We start from the raw sequence: 17,814 nt of genomic DNA, 5'->3' as shown, positions 1-17,814 counted from the left end.
TTTACTAGTTACCGCTTAAAGTGTTCTTGGGCGGTTTAATAATAGGTTAGGGGCTTGAGAACTATAGTAATTCCCTACATAGAAAGGTGAGTGGCATGATACCGAATCAACAACGCAAACGTGCAGCTGTCATTGGCGCAGGTCCGGGTGGACTTGCAGCAGCGATGTTATTGTCCGGTCAGGGGTACGAGGTAGATGTGTATGAGAAACAGCCAGTCATCGGGGGGCGTTCTGCCAGATTGGAACTGGGTGAATATCGATTCGACCGGGGTGCTACATTTTTGATGATGCCACAGCTGATCGAAGAGATGTTCGATGTGGTGGGACGCAAATTATCCGATTATGTGGATATGAAAGAGCTAACTCCGCTGTACGCACTGAACTTTGGTGATAAGGTGTTCACGCCTTCTCGTAATCGGGAAGATACAGCTGCACAGATTAAGGAATTGTTTCCGGGCAATGAAGACAATTACCTTCGGTTCATGCAAGAAGAAGAAGTGAAGTTTGGCAAAGTCATGCCTCTGCTCCGTCGTCCTTTTGGCAAGCTGACTGACTATCTACGCAAGGATGCGGTAACAGCTCTACCTAAGCTTGATGTCCACAATACAGTCTATGGAATCTTGTCCCGCTATTTTACAGACGAGCGTCTGCGCTGGGCATTTACATTTCAATCCAAATACCTTGGCATGTCTGCCTGGGATTGTCCGGGTACCTTTACCATATTATCGTTTATTGAGCATCACTACGGATTGTTCCACCCCATTGGCGGCGTGAATCGGATCTTCCAAGCCATGGCCGATGTCGTGGAAGAATACGGAGGACGCATACATACTTCCACCCCGGTGAAACAGGTCATCGTTCGCAATGGTCGTGCAGAAGGTGTGTTGCTTGAGAACGGTGAACGCATCGAAGCAGACCATGTGGTGGTGAACGCCGACTTTGCACATGCGGTTAACCATCTGTTTGAACCAGGCGTGCTTAAGAAATATACCCCGGAGAAAATGAAACGCAAAAAGTATTCCTGCTCTACAGCAATGCTGTATCTGGGCGTGGATGGTGATGTGGACCTGCCGCATCACTCGATCTATTTTCCCGAGGACTACCGGTTAAACGTTGATGAGATTACAAAGCATAAAATGTTATCAGCCGATCCATCTCTATATATTCATAACCCTTCCAGACTTGATTCGACGCTGGCACCGGAAGGGAAATCCGCTTTGTATGTTCTTATGCCTACGCCTAACCTTACCGCAGACATTGATTGGGAGGCAGAACGGGAGAATGTGCAGGAGGCCATGATGAAACGCATGGAAGGCATTCCTGAGCTGGCAGACATACGCAGCCGTATTGAAGAATGTATGCTGTTCACTCCACTTGATTGGGAGACTGAACTGGATGTGTATCGCGGAGCAACGTTTAATATGGCACACAATCTGGGTCAGATGATGTATCTGCGTCCCCATAACCAGTTTGAAGAGTTGAAAAGTGTATGGCTGGTAGGCGGCGGAACACATCCGGGTAGCGGGTTGCCCACGATTTTCGAATCGGCACGGATCAGTGTCAGACTGATTCAGGAAGAGGACGCACGCACACGTTCCAAGCCATCCTCTTATGTGAAGACGGCAGAAGCCAGAGGGCATTCATGAAGCGGGCCGCTATTGTAGGCGCAGGGATTGGCGGACTTACTTCGGCACTGTTATTGAACCGTCAAGGCTGGGATGTCACCGTGTATGAACGGGGTTCCCGCGTTGGCGGACGCATTGGATATGAGCAGGAAGGCGAGTATCGGATCGATCAGGGGCCAACGATCGTACTGCTGCCGGAGATGTTACTTGGCATAATGGAGGAAGCAGGCGTAGATCGTTCGAAGATTGAGTTACTTCGCTGTGATCCGTTATACAGAGTGCATTACCACAGTGGTCGTGTCATGACCAAGATGACCTCACGTGAAGAACAGACGGCGGAGATTGAACGTTTGTTCCCGGGAGAGAGCCGGGGATTCACACGATTCATGAAAGATATGGACACGTTGTTTCCGGCAGGCCGGGCAGCGTTTCTGGAAAGGGCTTTTCCGCGCAAAAGGGATTTCTTCACCCCTTCGCTCATGTCACTCATGGGCAGATTGCGTGCACACAAAAGTGTCCGGAAAGCGGTAGGCGATTATTTTGAGCATGAGGAATTGCTTGATGCGTACTCTCTGCAAAGTTTATACATCGGTGGATCACCGTTTGGAACGCCAGGTATCTATTCCCTTTTGCCTTACGCAGAGCATGAATATGGCATCTGGATGGTCAAAGGTGGATATGCAGCATTGCCGGCTATTCTGGAACAGGAACTGATATCACGTGGTGGGCGTGTCGTGCTGAATTCGGAAGTGACCGGACTCAAGATTAAAAATGGTGTGTGTGAAGGTATAGAAACGGCAGCAGGCGCAGAAAATGTGGATGCAGTTATCTACAATGGTGATTTCCCCCATCTATCAGGTTTGCTTGGACAATCACCAGAGGTAGCACGTAAAAGAAAACCGTATCGTCCCTCTTCCGGATGTGTATTGCTCTATGTGGGCGTGGACAAAACCTGGGAAGATGCAACGACGCACCAGTTCTTCCTGCCACCGAGTCTTGAAGGCAGTTTGCAGGAAGTGTTCAATCAGCGACGCATTCCGGCAAAGTCCTCATTTTACGTATTTAATCCGGTCGCATTGGATGAAACTGCAGCACCTCAAGGACAGAGTGTATTATATTTCCTCATTCCCGTACCAGATGCCGAAGGTGTCGACTGGGATCAGGAGAGTGAAGCATTGGCAGAACGTGTACTGGAAGAAGCGGAGCAACGTGGATTCCCGGGACTTCGTGCAGCGATCAAGTGGAAAAAGGTACGTACACCCGCTGACGCAGAGCGAGACGGGCTCTATGGGGGCGGAAGCTTTGGTATAGCACCTGTATTGTTCCAGTCCGGTGTATACCGACCGCAACCCAAACCATTTCCCAATATACAGGGATTATATGCCGCAGGAGCATCTGTACATCCAGGTGGCGGAGTGCCGATTGTAATGCAGAGTGCACGTATGGCCGTCAATCAACTCATGAAGGAGATGGGAACATGAATGAAGCGATTTTGAGCAGGTGTGAAGAGTTGATGCAAAAGGGTTCTTCCTCTTTTTATCAGGCCTTTAGAGGGCTGCCTAGTCCACGTCGGGAAGCGGTATATGTCATTTATGCCTTCTGCCGCATGATTGATGACAGTGTAGACGAGCCGGAACATTCGCCTTATACGATTCACGAGATCCATGATTTGTTTGATCGGCTAGACGACGCGGAAGGACATTTTATCTGGCCCGCACTGAGATGGTTGTTCAGCAGTTTCCCTCATCTGGATAAGGGGCCATTTTTCCGTCAGATGGAAGGGCAACTCACAGATCTTAAAGTAACGCATTATACAACGATGCAGGAACTGGAGCATTATTGTTATCTGGTGGCCGGAACCGTAGGCGAGATGTTGTTGCCTGTATTGAGAGATGATAATGGCGCAGAAGTAGCCGTGAACGGGATTGCTTTGGGTAAAGGAATGCAGATCGTTAATATTATTCGGGATGTTGGTGAAGATCGGGCCAGAGTGCGCCGGTATGTTCCGCTGGAGATCATGGAGAAGCATGGTTACACCGAGCAGGACTTTGAAGACGGGGTCGTGGACGAACGTTTTATTGCCATTGTTCATGAATTAAAAGCTGCAGCATTGAACTGGTTCCGTATTGGCATGGATCGTCTGGATACGTACCCAACGGAAAGTGCATTTTCCATCGAGCTGGCAGCAGCCTTTTACTCCACCATTCTACACGCGGTTGAACGCAACGATTATGACGTATATACCAAACGGGCATATGTTAGCGATGAATTGAAACTGGAGATGCTGGGTGCGATTGTGAAACGTTACCCGATGCTGGCCTATCAAGCCTCCCGAACGGCGGTATCCTGATGATTCAGTGGCTTTACTGGGCGTGGTATGTCATTGGAGCAACCTTGATGCTAACGATCGGTGTGCCTGACGTATTATCTTTTTCGAATGGTTTATTTCTAATCTTCTACGCATTGTATGTGCTGGATCTGATCTATCAAGGGCGTAATCGGACAGGCCTGTCCGACCAGTCAGTCATCTGGCTGAAACCCGGACTCTGGATATCCTCTGTGATTATCTGGCTTGGAGGTATGGGCGTAGAGTGGGTAGGCGTTCATACGCATTGGCCCTTCGGTGAGTATGCTTACTCAGACTTCTTCGGGATTCATCTGTTCAGTGTGCCAGTTACGCTGGGTTTCGCCTGGATCGCAGTGGTGGGTAACTCGGCGCTGTTAAGTGGCGGTGGTTCAACGTGGACTGACAGACTGCTTCGAGCAGTGAAGACCGGGTTCTGGGCGATTGTTCTTGATCTGGTACTCGACCCTGTTGCACATGCGAGAGGATTCTGGGAATGGCAGGCTCCAGGTGGTTTCTACGGTGTTCCGTGGACCAATTACATAAGCTGGTTTATCATGGGTGCATTCTTGTCCCTTTTCCTTCCGGCCATGCCTAATGACCGTAGCTCATTGCTGCGTGCAAAATGGTTGTATCAGCTGTTTATTCTTCTGTTCGGCCTGCTTGCTCTAAAGGAAGGGATTACAGGCAGTTTTATCATCGCCATTGCTGGTGTGCTTCTTGCCGAAGGGAGCTGGCTCTATGATTCGCGCCGTAAAATCAAAACCGTTTAATCGTATTTTTGCCTTATACAATCACTATTATCTGCTACGTCGGCGCTTCCGCTCCTTCACGCTCACAGGGTCACTGGACCCGCAGGTGGACATCAGGGACAACTCCCCGATTGAACCGACTCGTCCCGTGATCTATTTCATGAACCACAGCTCCTGGTGGGATGGTCTGCTGCTCTATCATGCGGCCAGGCAGACATCGCGGGGTGATCATTATGTGATGATGGAGGAGCAACAGCTTCAGCAATATGCTTTTTTTCGTAAATTGGGTGCGTATTCGATCAATAAGGAGAGTGCGTCCGGTATTCGGACCTCTCTACAGTACACCAGTGAATTATTGGATTCAGGTAAAAGGGTCTGGATTTTTCCCCAAGGAGAAATATTGCATCAGGAGGCCAGACCGATTCAGTTCCGTCCAGGCATCGGATTGTTACTTCGTCGTTCTCCAAATGCCATTGCTGTACCGGTAACCTTGTGCCATGGGATGGTCCAGCATGATTTACCGGAAATATCGATGCAGGCGGGCCCGGCTGTGATGGAAGACTGGAAGGCGTTGAAGAGTGAAGAGATTGCCGCCAGACTCGGCCATGTGCTGGAACAGCAGTTAGACGATCATAGATCAGAGCTTATACGGATGGGGCAGGGAAGTTTGCCAGATGCGATTCCACTGATTCGTCATGTACGTTCGACAAGTGAAAAATACGATGCGGCACGAAAGCGGGTGAACCGTTAGCATGAATGCATCTGAAATCTTCTGGATTGTGCTTACCTGCATATTGGGCATACAGTTGCTGTTCGCTCTATGGAATGTCTCCTGTCTGCCCAAAGTACGTTCATTCCGGGCAGACAAGATACAACCACCAGACCTGCTGGTCTCGGTACTGATTCCAGCCAGAAATGAAAGACTACATATCGAAGGATGTCTTGAAAGTGTACTCGCGAGTGATACAACAGGATTCCGGATGGAAGTATTGGTGCTGGATGATCGCTCCGAAGATGAGACAGCGGCCATGGTACAAGCGATTGCGGATCGCGATGCACGTGTGCGTCTACTTCATGGTGTTGATCTTCCCGAGGGCTGGATGGGGAAATCCCATGCGTGTCACAGGCTGGTTCAGGAGGCCAAGGGAGAATGGTATATGTTCGTGGATGCGGATGTGCGTCTGGAGCCAAGTGCCATTCGGCAGACGCTTGCGGCAGGGTGTGAGCAGAGCGGGGGTCTGGTAACCGGTTTTCCTTATCAGGTAACAAAGACATGGATGGAAAAGCTTGTTGTACCGATGATGGTCTTCACCATCATCAGTCATCTGCCCATTTTTATGATACGCAGATCATCCAGTCCGATGTTTGTGGCCGCTACGGGGGCTTTTTTGCTGATTCATCGCTCCAGTTACGAGGCTTCCGGTGGTCATGCTGCCATTCAGGCGCATCTGGTGGATGACATGAGTCTCGCCAAAGCGGTTAAGCGTGCAGGTCATCCGGTGATGCTGACAGACGTGCATGACGTAACGAATACCCGCATGTATCAGAACGGTGCAGAAGTATGGAACGGATATAAGAAAAACATGTACGAAGGTATGGGGCGCAAAGACGTGCTGCTGCTTGGCACGATGTTAATGTATACACTGATGTATATTGTGCCTCCACTAGGATTGATTATTGGACTCCTTATGGGCAGTTCGATATCCGTTCTGTATGGATTGTTAGGAACATTACTTGGTATGGCTGTGAAAAGAGTAGCGGATCATGCTGGCGGACAACCCTGGTGGCTCGCCCTTCTGCAACCGGTCAGCATGGTCTGTGTCATTGCCATCGGACTTGCTTCCTGGCAGGCAGGCCGCTCCGGCAAGGGGTATGTATGGAAAGGTAGGCGGTACAGTTGAGAGGTAACGTCATTATAATCGGTGCAGGATTTGGAGGTCTGTCGTGTGCGATCCGACTGGCTTCTCAAGGTGTGCAGGTAACCATTTTGGAACGGCAGCAACATGTAGGTGGCAAGCTGCAGCAGATTGAGCGGGACGGGTATCATTTTGACCGTGGACCGAGCACAATCACGATGCCATCGACCTTTCGTTCAGTCTTCGACCATGCTGGAGTAGCAATGGAAGATTACGTACAGTTATATGAGTTAGAGCCGCGCACGCGTAATATATTTGCAGATGGCACAGTGGTAGATTTGTCAGGTAATCGCGGGTGGATGAAGGAGCAGATCGCTGCGTACAGTCCGGAGGATGCAACTCGTTATGATGCATTTATGGATGAGTCTGCTGCACTGTATGCGGAAGCCAATCGTCATTTTCTGGGTAAGTTGCTGCTGTCTCCTTCTGACAAATACAATCTCCAAATGCTGCGCAGCTTGCTCCGCGTGCGGCCAACGGTGAAGCTGGATAAGCTGCTACGCTCGTATTTCCAACATCCGCATACGCTCGCTATGTTCGGACGGTACGCGACCTATGTGGGATCATCGCCGTATCAATCGCCTTCCATCTTTGCCATGATGGGTCATGTGGAAGCAGAAGTGGGCATCTACGGGGTCAAAGGTGGAACCTATCAACTGATCGAAGGTATGACCCGGCTGGCTCGGGAAAAAGGTGTACAGATCATTACCGGCACAGAGGTCCGGCAGATTGTTGTTCGGAATGGAAAAGTGGCTGGCGTGGATACGGATCAAGGCTTCCGCGAAGCAGATCAAGTGGTTGCGAATGGAGATGTGCTTAGCGTAAATCGACTGCTGCTCGCACCGGAACATCGGAAAGAGATGAGCGATGCGCGCATACGGAAGTATGAGCCGTCCATTTCGGGATTTGTGACGCTAGCGGGTGTGCGAAGGCAATATGATGCGTTGTTACACCATACGGTCTTTTTCCCGGAACGGTATGAACCGGAGTTTGACCATATTTTCCGTGATCGTAAAATGCCCGAAGATCCGACGATCTACATCTGTTATTCCGGTTATTCGGAAGCGGGCATGGCTCCGGCGGGAGCCAGTAACCTGTTCATTCTGGTCAATGCTCCCTACTTGTCGGATTCATGGAATTGGGAGCAACAGACGGAACGTTATGGAGCGTTTGTGCTGGAACAGTTGGCAGGACGGGGAATCACCGGGTTGAATGAATCCGATGTGCTGATCCGGTACACACCGCGAGATATCGAACGGGATACCTTGGCGCATCAAGGGTCGATCTACGGCATCTCGTCCAACTCGGTGAAGCAGACCTTTATGCGACCAGGCAACCGAAGCAAAGATGTACAAGGACTCTGGTACGTCGGCGGAACGACACATCCAGGCGGCGGAACCCCGATAGTGACGTTGTCCGGACAGCTTGTTGGTGAGCAATTGGCATCGGAAATCTTGAGATAAGTTTGTTGTGCAGATGATGGAGTGAAAATGTGTTTTGTTGATCTATGTGCGTGTGTATCGTCTCTGCTAATTAACTTTGAAGTTGCTACGGATGATCCGTGCTGTTGAGTAGGTATGAGATAGTGGTGCTCCGGGATTTAAGTGAGACATTTGGTGTCGGGGCATCCTTTCAATAGCCGGTTTGGAACGTTATACTGGATAGAGTTAAACTGCTGAGCTGCAATGCTTATAGGATTAATGTTTTTGTCTTTTGCAAAAGACGTATATACATAGAAGTAAGGAACGGGCAGGTTATCCTGTCGATCCGCACGATTCTCACATAGGAGGTCTCATCATGAATGAACAAGAGCGAGCCGGCGAACGGCTGCTTCCCGAAGTGGCTACGGGAGAACGGAAGCTAGAGCACGTGCGCCTCTGTCTTGAGGAGAATGTGGCAGGAGAAGGGGTAACCAGCGGTATGGAGCGGTTTGCGTTTCGCCATCACCCACTGCCGGAACTGGATTTTGAAGAGGTGCATCTGGAGACTTCGTTTATTGGCAAAAAAGTACGTACACCCTTGCTCATCAGTTCGATGACGGGTGGAAGCAAAACAACGGGCGCGATCAATGAGCGCCTCGCCCGAGTAGCAAACGCCAGAGGCTGGGCGCTCGGCGTAGGTTCGATCCGGGCTGCCGTAGAACAGCCGGAACTTGCGAGTACCTTCGATGTGCGGCGCTGGGCACCGGACATCCCGGTCATTGCCAACCTGGGTGCGGTGCAGCTGAACTATGGCTTCACCACAGCTGATTTCCAGCGTGCGGTAGATATTGCGGGTGCGGACATGCTCGTCCTTCACCTGAACACGTTGCAGGAAGTTTTCCAGCCGGAAGGTAACACCAACTTCAGTGGATTATTTCAACGGATTGAAAACTTGTGTCGTGAGCTAGACGTACCTGTTGGTGTGAAAGAAGTAGGTTTTGGCATCGATGGCGTGACGGCTCAACGCCTATATGAAGCGGGTGTCGCGTTCATTGATGTAGCCGGAGCAGGGGGCACAAGCTGGGTGCAGGTAGAGAAGTACCGCAACAATAACCCGGTACGCCGGGCAGCTGCTGAAGCTTTTGCCGACTGGGGCATTCCCACAACGGAGTGTATACAGGAAGTACGAGCGCTGAATCCTACTGGTGCCCTGATTGGCAGCGGTGGACTGTACACTGGCGTGGATGCGGCCAAAGCCCTCGCGCTCGGTGCGGACCTGGCTGGTTTTGGCCGATCTCTGCTCGAATCCGCAGTAGCTTCCGATGATGCGCTGAATGAGCGGCTGGAACAGGTTGAGTTTGAACTGCGTACTGTGATGTTTGGTATTGGTGCAGGGCAGATTGAAGATCTGAAGCAGACAACACGTCTTGTGGAACGGCGGTAGAGTGAGGGTGGAAATACAGGTGCGAACCCCAAGCTCACATGATTTCCCTGGGGGATTCGCACCTCGAATTTTGTCGAAAACATCGTTTTCGTGACCTTTTGGCAACACTTGTGTTCGTTGAAGGATGTTTTTTATCACAAATGTTTCTATAATTTGGTATAATGATTGAGAATACGTGATAATGTTTGAACTTGATGACGTTATTACGTGTGCTTTCGCTGTCGCACTCCGTATGGAGTGCGTGGATTGAAATATTTTGTTTTGAGGACTTAACCAAAACCCATACGGGTCGCACTCCGTATGGAGTGCGTGGATTGAAATACCTCATGACCACGATGATAAGCATCCACTAATAGTCGCACTCCGTATGGAGTGCGTGGATTGAAATTTGATGGCATTGATAACGATCTGCAACGGATCTTGTCGCACTCCGTATGGAGTGCGTGGATTGAAATAACTATCTGTTGGGGAACGCAAGCATCCGTTTGGAGTCGCACTCCGTATGGAGTGCGTGGATTGAAATTTGGACAAGTTCAAAGACAAAGCCAAGAAGGTTCGTCGCACTCCGTATGGAGTGCAATTTATCAAATCCTTAAAGCGCCTTAACTATTTCGTGCTTGTTCTAACATAACCAGAAGTCAGAAGTAAGCCAAACAAACCGTCCAAAGTAAAACATGGACGGTTTGTTTGTGTTTCTCTTTGAAAGTGAGAATTTGATGGCTTCTTTGAGAATGCTCAGCCCAGTTTGTTTTATTACACCTTATCATCGTCAGGTATGTACTCTAACACATCTATAAGAGTATAGTCGTTTCCTGTCATTGCCCGTAGAGTGTTCACGATGTTATTTAAGGTATCTAAATCAAGCCTTTTCGTTTTTCCTTCGCACAGATCATAGATAAGGTTCGGTCTAACTTTTGCTTCTCTAGCCAGTGCATTTTTAGTGACGCTGGCTGCATCTAAAGTATCGCCCAATCTTATTTTTATAGACATACCAATTCCACCTTTCACTTTAATGATAACCTAACGTTAAATATACTGGAGGGTTAGTCCTGGCTGAGCATATCACAGGAAATGCAAGAGAGATGCTAGAGTCAATCGTGGACAGATTGAGTGGTATGGATGCGATGACATTTCTCACGGATGTCTTATTGTGGACTCCCGACCGTGTGGATATGAATTTGATGCTTGATCGCATACTATGACAAGACTCTCCAGCCCTCTTCCAGGCTATTTTTTACAACATTTTAAGCAAAGCAGATAAATATCTTTATAATAAAAGTAAATTATTTACAAGTAAAATATTGATATTAAATTCAAAAATATAGTATTATTTAATTGACCATTGCTTAATTTTGCTTGGAAAGGTGGTGTACCTTTGAACTCAGTAGCCACAATACGTGATCATTTAGCAGACTACTTAAAAACGAACCATATGACACTCAACCAATTCTCTGAGATATCGGGAATCAACTCAGGGACGTTGAGTGGTACGCTGAACGGGCTGCGTACCATTGGCATGCAGCAGTTGGATCGACTAACTGCCGGGATGGGTTTAACAGAGGGTTACTTCTATGAATTATACATACATGAGTGTTTTGTACATACGAGCCCGGATTGGCGAAGACTGGGGCCTTTTTTATACCGTTGTGCCGAACTCGGTAAGGTCGATTATATGGAAGAAGCCGTTAATCTAATTATGGATAATCTTTCCTATGCACCGCTTTTGTTCGAGTTGGCTGAACAGTTATATCGTGAAGGGAAGTTAGAAGCGGCCAAGCCCTTGTATGTATGTGTAGCCGAGGGTGAGAAAATGCAACATTCTGAACGGTTGGCTCTAAGTCAGTATCGTTTGTTCACAATCGGGCTTTCCAAGGATCAGATGAGTAATCTTGCACTTGCTACCCAGTTCGAGTTTTTTGTAGATCGGCTAGACGAGCCTTACCAGCTGGATGGACTGAACGATCTGATGAATGTGTATGCTTCATTGCGCCGATGGGATAAGGTGAGGAGCCTTGCTGATCAGTTAAAGTTAAAAGCAATGATCCATTATGAATTGAAGAAAAAAGTAAATGTAGCGGAAGATAACCCTAAAAAGCAAATTATATTTTATGTTTTATACGCTTATTTGATGCTTGGAGAGGCTTGTTTTTATTATGAAGAATATGGAGAAGCACTTCAGTATGTTTCGTTGTACACCGATTATAGTTGGATAAATGATCCGAGCGAAGCGGAAACCGTTGTTATTCGTCAGTTCGAGGAATGGGCAGAAGGCAATCGATATCTATATGAACTAATGTCAGGTAAAACAGAGGTTATCCAAAGTTATATGAACTATATCTCGGAGAGAAAAAATGAGATCTTTCCTGCTTTATGTGCGATTGTAAATGCAGCGAATCGGTATGATATGAACATTTCTTCAATTCTTGAAAAGTATCAATCTTATTTCATGTATCAGGACCAAAGCAGTCGTATTGGAAAAATCAGCGAGCAATATACGAATGATCAATATGGTACTTTGCTTGTGGGCCTAGGTACATACTATTTAAAACATCAAGATTATAACAGAGGATTTGAGTTGATTCTTAACGGTTTGGATTTTGCAAATAAAATTAAGAATAAAGATAGTATTCTAGAGTGTATAAAAATATTTGAAGAATTTCGGTGTTTTGCAGTCGAAGAAGCTAAACTACGATACAAAAAAATGATTCGGGAGGTTTGATGACGAATGAAGATGAAATTGGCAATATTGATAGTTACATGCAGTATCACAGTAGGCGTTGTTTTTCCTACTACTCAACCCATCCCCGTTGAAAAAGACCGTCCAGTAATCGTGACAACTAATGGCCACGGCACAGGGAGTTAACCAGCATTTCTGAAAATACGCTTTTTGAATATGAGCTGCTCCCTCAAGTAGAATGGTGAATTGTCTACGTTGAAGGGAGCTTTTTCGTGTTGGAGTTCGCCTGATTTCCTACTAATTAGCAGAATGGACTAGAATGTTACAACAGGGAGGGGTGAATATGGATTGTGGTGAGCTCAAGTTGCAGATCGAAGCAGCGAGACAAAAGCTCTATCAACTCAAGATGGACTATGGAAATCTGCTTCATCCTCATGTTATACAGCAATCTATGGTCCTGGATGATCTAATTAATCAATACAATCAGGTTAAAATAAATAAGCCGATTGAATAATTCAATCGACTTTGGGCGAGAAACTTTGGCGGGTCGCTCGCCCCTATATTTTAACATAAGTCCACAGAGCGAAGTATCGCTATTACATACATTCATCTTTCACGGTGACATTCTCATTGGTTACAGTGACGTAGGAATTGCCGGACAAGTATTCGGTATAACCGCATACTGTTTTGTTATAGGTTTTTCCGCGGCTGTCCGTAAACGCCAAGGAGACGGCCCCCTCCCCGGAACGTTTCAGCTGCGGGGCGAATTTCACGTTTGCTCCGCTGGGAATATCTTTTTTGAATACGTAGATGGAGCCACTCTCATTGTTGTTAAATGAGTTTTCGCCTTGAACTAGACTAGCCTGAATATGGGTGAGGTCATAGTCGGACTGATTGTAGATCGTGATCCTTAAGTGGCGAAAGGGATCCACTGCATTCAGAAAGCTCATAAAAGCGACTATGGCGATTCCGAGTATGATAGCGGATAAGATAATTGTTTTCTTTTTGGAGAATCGGCGACGTGTGTTCAATATGATCCACTCCTTTCCTTCATGAGGTATAAACGATGGGAAGAGATCAAAAGTTATAAATAAAATGGATGAATATGAAAATTGAAGTTCGAATCGTCAGAATAACTTCATGCGCTTAATAGGAGAAAAGGATACAATAAGATACTAGTAGTGCAAAAAGGGCTGCACAGAGATCATACATAATCAAGATCATTCGAAATAAGGAGGGGGAAAAGTTGAAACTTTCTCCAATGAATCAGGAAGATTATGCGAGTTTTTGCATTCGATCGATTAAGGATTTTGCACAGGAAAAAGTAGAAGCGGGCACCTGGGCTGAGGAAGAGGCACAGCAACTGGCGGAGGAATCTTATGAACGTTATCTGCCAGAAGGCTTGAACACACCCGGAGCGTATCTCTACAATCTGGTGCATCCTGTGGACGGCAATGTAGGGTATATCTGGTTTAATATCACGGATAATCGTCGCGGGAAAGATGCTTTTTTGCTGGATATTGTGGTTGAAGAAGCGCACCGTGGTAAGGGATACGGAACAGAGACGATGCAGGCGCTTGAACAGACGGCCTTGAGTCTTGGCGTGGATCGCATTGGTTTGCATGTCTTTGGACATAATGTGCGGGCGAGCAGCCTATATCGCAAGATGGGATATGAGGTAACGGATCTAACCATGTACAAGGAAATCAAAGGGTAAACCTAATAGCGGATATTCTAGGCCAAACTTAAGATCTGCGCAAAACGAATTATCAGCATTAACTGGGGATTTCGGGAAGCGGAAGGGACTCTGGTCGAATTGGCGAAGATCCTTGATGCCTTGAGGTTTGTCATATATAATGTATAGGATTATCCATACCGAACAAGTAATCAATGAGGAGTTGTCATATACATGGCTTTGAAAGCTGGAATCGTGGGTTTGCCTAACGTTGGTAAATCTACATTGTTTAACGCAATCACACAAGCAGGTGCCGAATCGGCAAACTATCCGTTCTGTACAATTGACCCTAACGTGGGGATCGTTGAAGTACCAGATGAGCGTCTGGACAAACTGACAGAACTCGTTGTACCTAAGAAAACAGTACCAACGGCGTTTGAGTTTGTAGATATCGCTGGTCTTGTTCGCGGTGCGAGCAAAGGCGAAGGTCTCGGTAACAAGTTCCTTGCCCACATTCGTGAGGTAGATGCGATTGTACACGTGGTACGTTGCTTTGTAGATGAGAACATTACACACGTCGATGGCAAAATTGACCCGGTAAGCGACATCCAGACAATCAATCTGGAGCTGATCCTGGCCGATATCGAGAGTGTTGAGAAGAAAATCGATCGCTCCAAGAAAAACATGAAGGGCGGCAACAAGACTGCCTCTCAAGAAGTAGAAGTATTGGAGAGAGTGAAGGCTGTTCTGTACGATGACAAGCCGGCACGTAGCATGGAACTTACGGATGATGAGCTTCTGATCGTGCGCGATCTGCACTTGCTTACCCTGAAGCCTGTTCTGTACGCAGCCAATGTAGCTGAGGACGAAATCGGCGACGTGGCGAACAATGCTTACGTGCAAAAAGTAAGAGAATTCGCAGCTGCTGAGAACGCAGAAGTGGTGCCAATCAGTGCAAAGGTTGAAGAAGAGATTTCTGAGCTGGAAGGCGAAGATAAACAAATGTTCCTGGAAGAACTCGGTATCGAGGATTCCGGTCTGAACCTGTTGATCAAAGCGGCTTACAAATTGCTCGGTCTGTACACATACTTCACAGCAGGTGTACAGGAAGTTCGTGCGTGGACAATCCGCAAAGGTACCAAAGCGCCTGGCGCAGCGGGTGTCATTCACACCGACTTCGAACGTGGATTCATCCGTGCAGAAGTGGTTTCCTACGACGATCTGGTTGCAGCGGGTTCCATGAACGGTGCCAAAGAGCGCGGACAACTTCGTCTTGAGGGTAAAGAGTACGTTGTAAATGACGGCGACGTTATGCACTTCCGTTTCAACGTATAGGTTGTTACACCTTTATATGTAGATTTAATAACATGACCCTGCGACCTTCTCGTGAAGTTCGTGGGGTCTTTGACTTAGAGTTTTGCAGATGAGGAACAAGAAAAACCACCGGGATTAGGTTGGTTGCCTTGCAATCCGGTGGTTTTTCATTCGTTTGATTGAAATTCGCCGTGGTCGCCCACCGGCCTTTGTTAGAGAAGTCACGATGTTAGCGCATCGTGGCTTTTGTTTATTTTACATTACGGAACAACATCGAACAATAATTTCATTTTGTATTTTGCAGAACTGAAAATTAGTTCATCCGCATGCGGAACAGTTACTATTCAGAACCATAAGAATATGCTATAATTAAGAGTCGTATACCACGTTAAAATTCGCGCTGTAACAGATGAGCTTAAGCGTGTTTCATACAGGGTACGCGATTTCTTGATTTCACTTTAAAAGTAAAGGATTTGATGACGTTGTAGCGATGTTATACGTCGATCATACAGGAATGTGAATACATGCTGCGGTCAGGGGATTCGGTGAGAATCCTGTGCGTTGTGGAATATAGATTATAGATGTTATGAATAATGAAACCGAAATAATTATTAAAAACGATATTTGCATGGACAAAATAATGTGTGAGGTGACTATACATGTTGGATAAATTACAGGCGTTAGCCGACCGTTATGACAAGTTGAGCGAGCTTTTGTGTGACCCGGATGTGGCAAGTGACAACAAAAAGTTGCGGGAATATTCCAAAGAACAATCCGATCTGCAACCGACTTATGAAGCGTACAATGAATACAAACAGGTAAGTCAGGATCTCGAAGCTGCAAAGGAAATGCAGGGTGAGAAACTGGATGATGAGATGCGCGAAATGGTCAAAATGGAAATTGACGAACTGAGCACTCGCCAGAAGGAACTGGACGAATTGATTCGTGTGCTTATGTTGCCAAAAGATCCGAATGACGACAAAAACGTTATTGTTGAGATTCGCGGAGCAGCTGGTGGAGATGAGGCAGCGTTGTTTGCAGCAGATCTGTACCGGATGTACACACGTTATGCAGATGCACAAGGCTGGCGTGTAGAGCTGATGGACGTTAACACAAATGATCTCGGTGGGTTCAAAGAGGTTGTTTTCCTGATCAACGGACGCGGCGCGTACAGCAAAATGAAATACGAAAGCGGCGCACACCGTGTGCAACGTATTCCAACAACTGAGTCAGGCGGACGTATTCATACGTCAACTTCAACGGTTGCGGTTATGCCTGAAGCCGAAGATTTTGATATCGAAATTCATGATAAAGACATCCGTGTTGATACGTTCTGTTCCAGTGGTGCAGGTGGACAATCGGTTAATACCACGAAATCCGCAGTACGGGTAACGCACGTTCCAACGGGAATCGTGGCGACATGTCAGGATGGAAAATCACAGAACTCCAACAAGGAAAAAGCGTTGCAGGTTCTGCGTACACGTATCTTCGATATGAAACGTATGGAAGAGGAAGCAAAGATCTCTGTTGAGCGGAAGAGCAAAGTGGGAACGGGCGACCGCAGTGAGCGTATTCGTACGTACAACTTCCCGCAAAGCCGTGTGACGGATCACCGTATCGGCCTGACGATGCACAAGCTGGATCAGATCATGAACGGGGAGATTGAAGATATCTTGTCTGCACTGACGATTGCTCAGCAGACCGAGTTGATGGATAGAGGAGAATAATCTGTGACCCGCGCGCAGTTTGTCATGACGCCGGAACAGAGCTGTCGGGAAGCCTTCGTGGAGGCTTCCTCTTTTTTGGAGAAGTGCGGCGTGTACGAGCCGCAAAACAATGCCCGGCTGCTGTTGGAACATGTACTCGGCGTCTATGGCGCCCAGTACTACATGATGCAGCCGGAGCCTTTTCCCAGCGAGCATCGCAGCCGCTGGGAGGACGCCGTCACGCGCAAGGCTGCGGGTGAGCCGGCGCAATACATTATCGGCAGCCAGGAATTTTATGGGCTGCCGTTCGAGGTCACGCCGGCCGTGCTGATTCCGCGGCCGGAGACCGAGCTGTTGGTCGAGGCTGTGCTGCGCGAAGCCGACCGCGTGTTTCCCGACGGCGCTCCGCTCGCCGTCGATATCGGCACGGGCAGTGGCGCCATCGCGGTGACGATGGCTTCACTGCGCCCGCGCTGGCAGGTTGGCGCCGGGGATCTCTCGGGGGCTGCCCTGCAAGTGGCCGCGCGGAACGCGGCCGCGAACGGGGTACAGATCGACTTCCGTGAAGGCGATCTGCTGGCCCCGTTCGCCGGGGCACGGGTGGACATCCTGGTGTCCAACCCGCCATACATCCCGGCGGCGGATATCGCCGGGTTACAGCAAGAGGTGCGCGATCATGAGCCGCGCATGGCATTGGACGGCGGTCCGGACGGGCTTGCACCGTACCGTATCATGCTGGAGCAGTTGGCGCTGTTGCCTGCGCCGCCGCAGATCATTGGTTTTGAGCTGGGCCAAGGGCAGGCTCGCGACATCGCAGCTTTGCTTGAAACGGCGGGACATTGGCCGGAAATTATCATTGTACCGGACCTTGCCGGAATCGAGCGGCATGTCCTGGGTGTTCGTACTTCGGAACAGGTGACGAAAATGTAAGGTTCCGCGG

General features: G+C 48.1%; 16 protein-coding genes and 1 CRISPR repeat array. Of the genes, 14 read left to right on the top strand and 2 right to left on the bottom strand.

The features are described from left to right. Positions 1 to 95 precede the first annotated feature (95 nt). The 8 genes from crtI (MKY01_RS29165) to fni all read left to right on the top strand — a co-directional run bounded on the left by crtI (MKY01_RS29165) (position 96) and on the right by fni (position 9,502). Positions 96 to 1,646 (top strand): phytoene desaturase family protein, encoded by a 1,551-nt coding sequence (crtI, locus tag MKY01_RS29165; RefSeq protein ID WP_036612615.1) that lies wholly within the window; start codon positions 96 to 98, stop codon positions 1,644 to 1,646. After that, complete coding sequence (gene crtI, locus MKY01_RS29160; protein ID WP_339284502.1) at positions 1,643 to 3,106, top strand: phytoene desaturase family protein; 1,464 nt, start codon at positions 1,643 to 1,645, stop codon at positions 3,104 to 3,106. The genes crtI (MKY01_RS29165) and crtI (MKY01_RS29160) overlap by 4 nt, the downstream gene beginning before the upstream one ends. After that, positions 3,103 to 3,975: a phytoene/squalene synthase family protein gene (locus MKY01_RS29155; protein WP_076253630.1), complete on the top strand. Its 873-nt coding sequence runs from the start codon at positions 3,103 to 3,105 to the stop codon at positions 3,973 to 3,975. The genes crtI (MKY01_RS29160) and MKY01_RS29155 overlap by 4 nt, the downstream gene beginning before the upstream one ends. Continuing rightward, positions 3,975 to 4,742: a carotenoid biosynthesis protein gene (locus tag MKY01_RS29150; protein WP_339284501.1), complete on the top strand. Its 768-nt coding sequence runs from the start codon at positions 3,975 to 3,977 to the stop codon at positions 4,740 to 4,742. The genes MKY01_RS29155 and MKY01_RS29150 overlap by 1 nt, the downstream gene beginning before the upstream one ends. Continuing rightward, positions 4,711 to 5,472, top strand: coding sequence for a lysophospholipid acyltransferase family protein (locus tag MKY01_RS29145; RefSeq protein WP_076328725.1), 762 nt, complete (start codon positions 4,711 to 4,713; stop codon positions 5,470 to 5,472). The genes MKY01_RS29150 and MKY01_RS29145 overlap by 32 nt, the downstream gene beginning before the upstream one ends. Before the next feature lies 1 nt (position 5,473). After that, positions 5,474 to 6,622 (top strand): glycosyltransferase family 2 protein, encoded by a 1,149-nt coding sequence (locus MKY01_RS29140; protein ID WP_339284499.1) that lies wholly within the window; start codon positions 5,474 to 5,476, stop codon positions 6,620 to 6,622. Then, on the top strand, positions 6,619 to 8,100 hold the full coding sequence (gene crtI / locus MKY01_RS29135; RefSeq protein ID WP_339284497.1) for a phytoene desaturase family protein: 1,482 nt from the start codon (positions 6,619 to 6,621) through the stop codon (positions 8,098 to 8,100). The genes MKY01_RS29140 and crtI (MKY01_RS29135) overlap by 4 nt, the downstream gene beginning before the upstream one ends. A 334-nt stretch (positions 8,101 to 8,434) precedes the next feature. Next, entirely contained in the window at positions 8,435 to 9,502 is a 1,068-nt protein-coding gene (fni, locus tag MKY01_RS29130; RefSeq protein ID WP_339284496.1) for a type 2 isopentenyl-diphosphate Delta-isomerase, read from the top strand. Positions 9,503 to 9,722: 220 nt separating this feature from the next. Then, positions 9,723 to 10,092: a CRISPR direct-repeat array (repeat unit 33 nt; unit sequence GTCGCACTCCGTATGGAGTGCGTGGATTGAAAT). 163 nt (positions 10,093 to 10,255) lie between these two features. On the opposite strand, the gene MKY01_RS29125 is transcribed toward fni, so the two are convergent. Further along, positions 10,256 to 10,492, bottom strand: coding sequence for a helix-turn-helix domain-containing protein (locus tag MKY01_RS29125; RefSeq protein WP_339284494.1), 237 nt, complete (start codon positions 10,490 to 10,492; stop codon positions 10,256 to 10,258). A gap of 385 nt (positions 10,493 to 10,877) precedes the next feature. Between MKY01_RS29125 and MKY01_RS29120 the strand changes: the two genes are divergently transcribed. Next, positions 10,878 to 12,221 (top strand): transcriptional regulator, encoded by a 1,344-nt coding sequence (locus MKY01_RS29120; RefSeq protein ID WP_339284492.1) that lies wholly within the window; start codon positions 10,878 to 10,880, stop codon positions 12,219 to 12,221. A gap of 301 nt (positions 12,222 to 12,522) precedes the next feature. After that, complete coding sequence (locus tag MKY01_RS29115) at positions 12,523 to 12,693, top strand: aspartyl-phosphate phosphatase Spo0E family protein (RefSeq protein WP_339284491.1); 171 nt, start codon at positions 12,523 to 12,525, stop codon at positions 12,691 to 12,693. Positions 12,694 to 12,775: 82 nt separating this feature from the next. Here the strand turns inward: MKY01_RS29115 and MKY01_RS29110 are convergent, their stop codons facing one another. Beyond that, entirely contained in the window at positions 12,776 to 13,210 is a 435-nt protein-coding gene (locus tag MKY01_RS29110) for a hypothetical protein (protein WP_339284490.1), read from the bottom strand. Positions 13,211 to 13,425: 215 nt separating this feature from the next. Between MKY01_RS29110 and MKY01_RS29105 the strand changes: the two genes are divergently transcribed. The 4 genes from MKY01_RS29105 (at position 13,426) to prmC (ending at position 17,804) form a co-directional block, all read left to right on the top strand. After that, on the top strand, positions 13,426 to 13,896 hold the full coding sequence (locus MKY01_RS29105; RefSeq protein ID WP_339284488.1) for a GNAT family N-acetyltransferase: 471 nt from the start codon (positions 13,426 to 13,428) through the stop codon (positions 13,894 to 13,896). A 192-nt stretch (positions 13,897 to 14,088) separates the two neighbouring features. Further along, positions 14,089 to 15,189, top strand: a complete 1,101-nt coding sequence (gene ychF / locus MKY01_RS29100) for a redox-regulated ATPase YchF (RefSeq protein WP_017691917.1) — start codon at positions 14,089 to 14,091, stop codon at positions 15,187 to 15,189. Positions 15,190 to 15,827: 638 nt separating this feature from the next. Then, positions 15,828 to 16,895 (top strand): peptide chain release factor 1, encoded by a 1,068-nt coding sequence (prfA, locus tag MKY01_RS29095; protein ID WP_017691918.1) that lies wholly within the window; start codon positions 15,828 to 15,830, stop codon positions 16,893 to 16,895. A gap of 24 nt (positions 16,896 to 16,919) precedes the next feature. Then, positions 16,920 to 17,804, top strand: coding sequence for a peptide chain release factor N(5)-glutamine methyltransferase (prmC, locus tag MKY01_RS29090; protein ID WP_339287284.1), 885 nt, complete (start codon positions 16,920 to 16,922; stop codon positions 17,802 to 17,804). Positions 17,805 to 17,814 lie beyond the last annotated feature (10 nt).

It is taken from the genome of Paenibacillus sp. FSL R5-0486, assembly GCF_037975155.1.
GTDB classification, from domain to species: Bacteria; Bacillota; Bacilli; order Paenibacillales; family Paenibacillaceae; genus Paenibacillus; species Paenibacillus amylolyticus.
Note: the sequence above shows the minus strand (reverse complement) of the source record. Positions and strands in the feature narration are given on the sequence as shown.

Excerpts from the sequence above, each read along its gene's own strand:
- MKY01_RS29145 (WP_076328725.1), top strand. The coding sequence starts at position 4,711 with ATGATTCGCGCCGTAAAATCAAAACCGTTTAATCGTATTTTTGCCTTA.
- MKY01_RS29140 (WP_339284499.1), top strand. The coding sequence starts at position 5,474 with ATGAATGCATCTGAAATCTTCTGGATTGTGCTTACCTGCATATTGGGC.
- MKY01_RS29115 (WP_339284491.1), top strand. The coding sequence starts at position 12,523 with ATGGATTGTGGTGAGCTCAAGTTGCAGATCGAAGCAGCGAGACAAAAG.
- MKY01_RS29125 (WP_339284494.1), bottom strand. The coding sequence starts at position 10,492 with ATGTCTATAAAAATAAGATTGGGCGATACTTTAGATGCAGCCAGCGTC.
- prmC (WP_339287284.1), top strand. The coding sequence starts at position 16,920 with ATGACGCCGGAACAGAGCTGTCGGGAAGCCTTCGTGGAGGCTTCCTCT.
- MKY01_RS29155 (WP_076253630.1), top strand. The coding sequence starts at position 3,103 with ATGAATGAAGCGATTTTGAGCAGGTGTGAAGAGTTGATGCAAAAGGGT.
- fni (WP_339284496.1), top strand. The coding sequence starts at position 8,435 with ATGAATGAACAAGAGCGAGCCGGCGAACGGCTGCTTCCCGAAGTGGCT.
- MKY01_RS29150 (WP_339284501.1), top strand. The coding sequence starts at position 3,975 with ATGATTCAGTGGCTTTACTGGGCGTGGTATGTCATTGGAGCAACCTTG.
- crtI (WP_036612615.1), top strand. The coding sequence starts at position 96 with ATGATACCGAATCAACAACGCAAACGTGCAGCTGTCATTGGCGCAGGT.
- crtI (WP_339284502.1), top strand. The coding sequence starts at position 1,643 with ATGAAGCGGGCCGCTATTGTAGGCGCAGGGATTGGCGGACTTACTTCG.
- prfA (WP_017691918.1), top strand. The coding sequence starts at position 15,828 with ATGTTGGATAAATTACAGGCGTTAGCCGACCGTTATGACAAGTTGAGC.
- ychF (WP_017691917.1), top strand. The coding sequence starts at position 14,089 with ATGGCTTTGAAAGCTGGAATCGTGGGTTTGCCTAACGTTGGTAAATCT.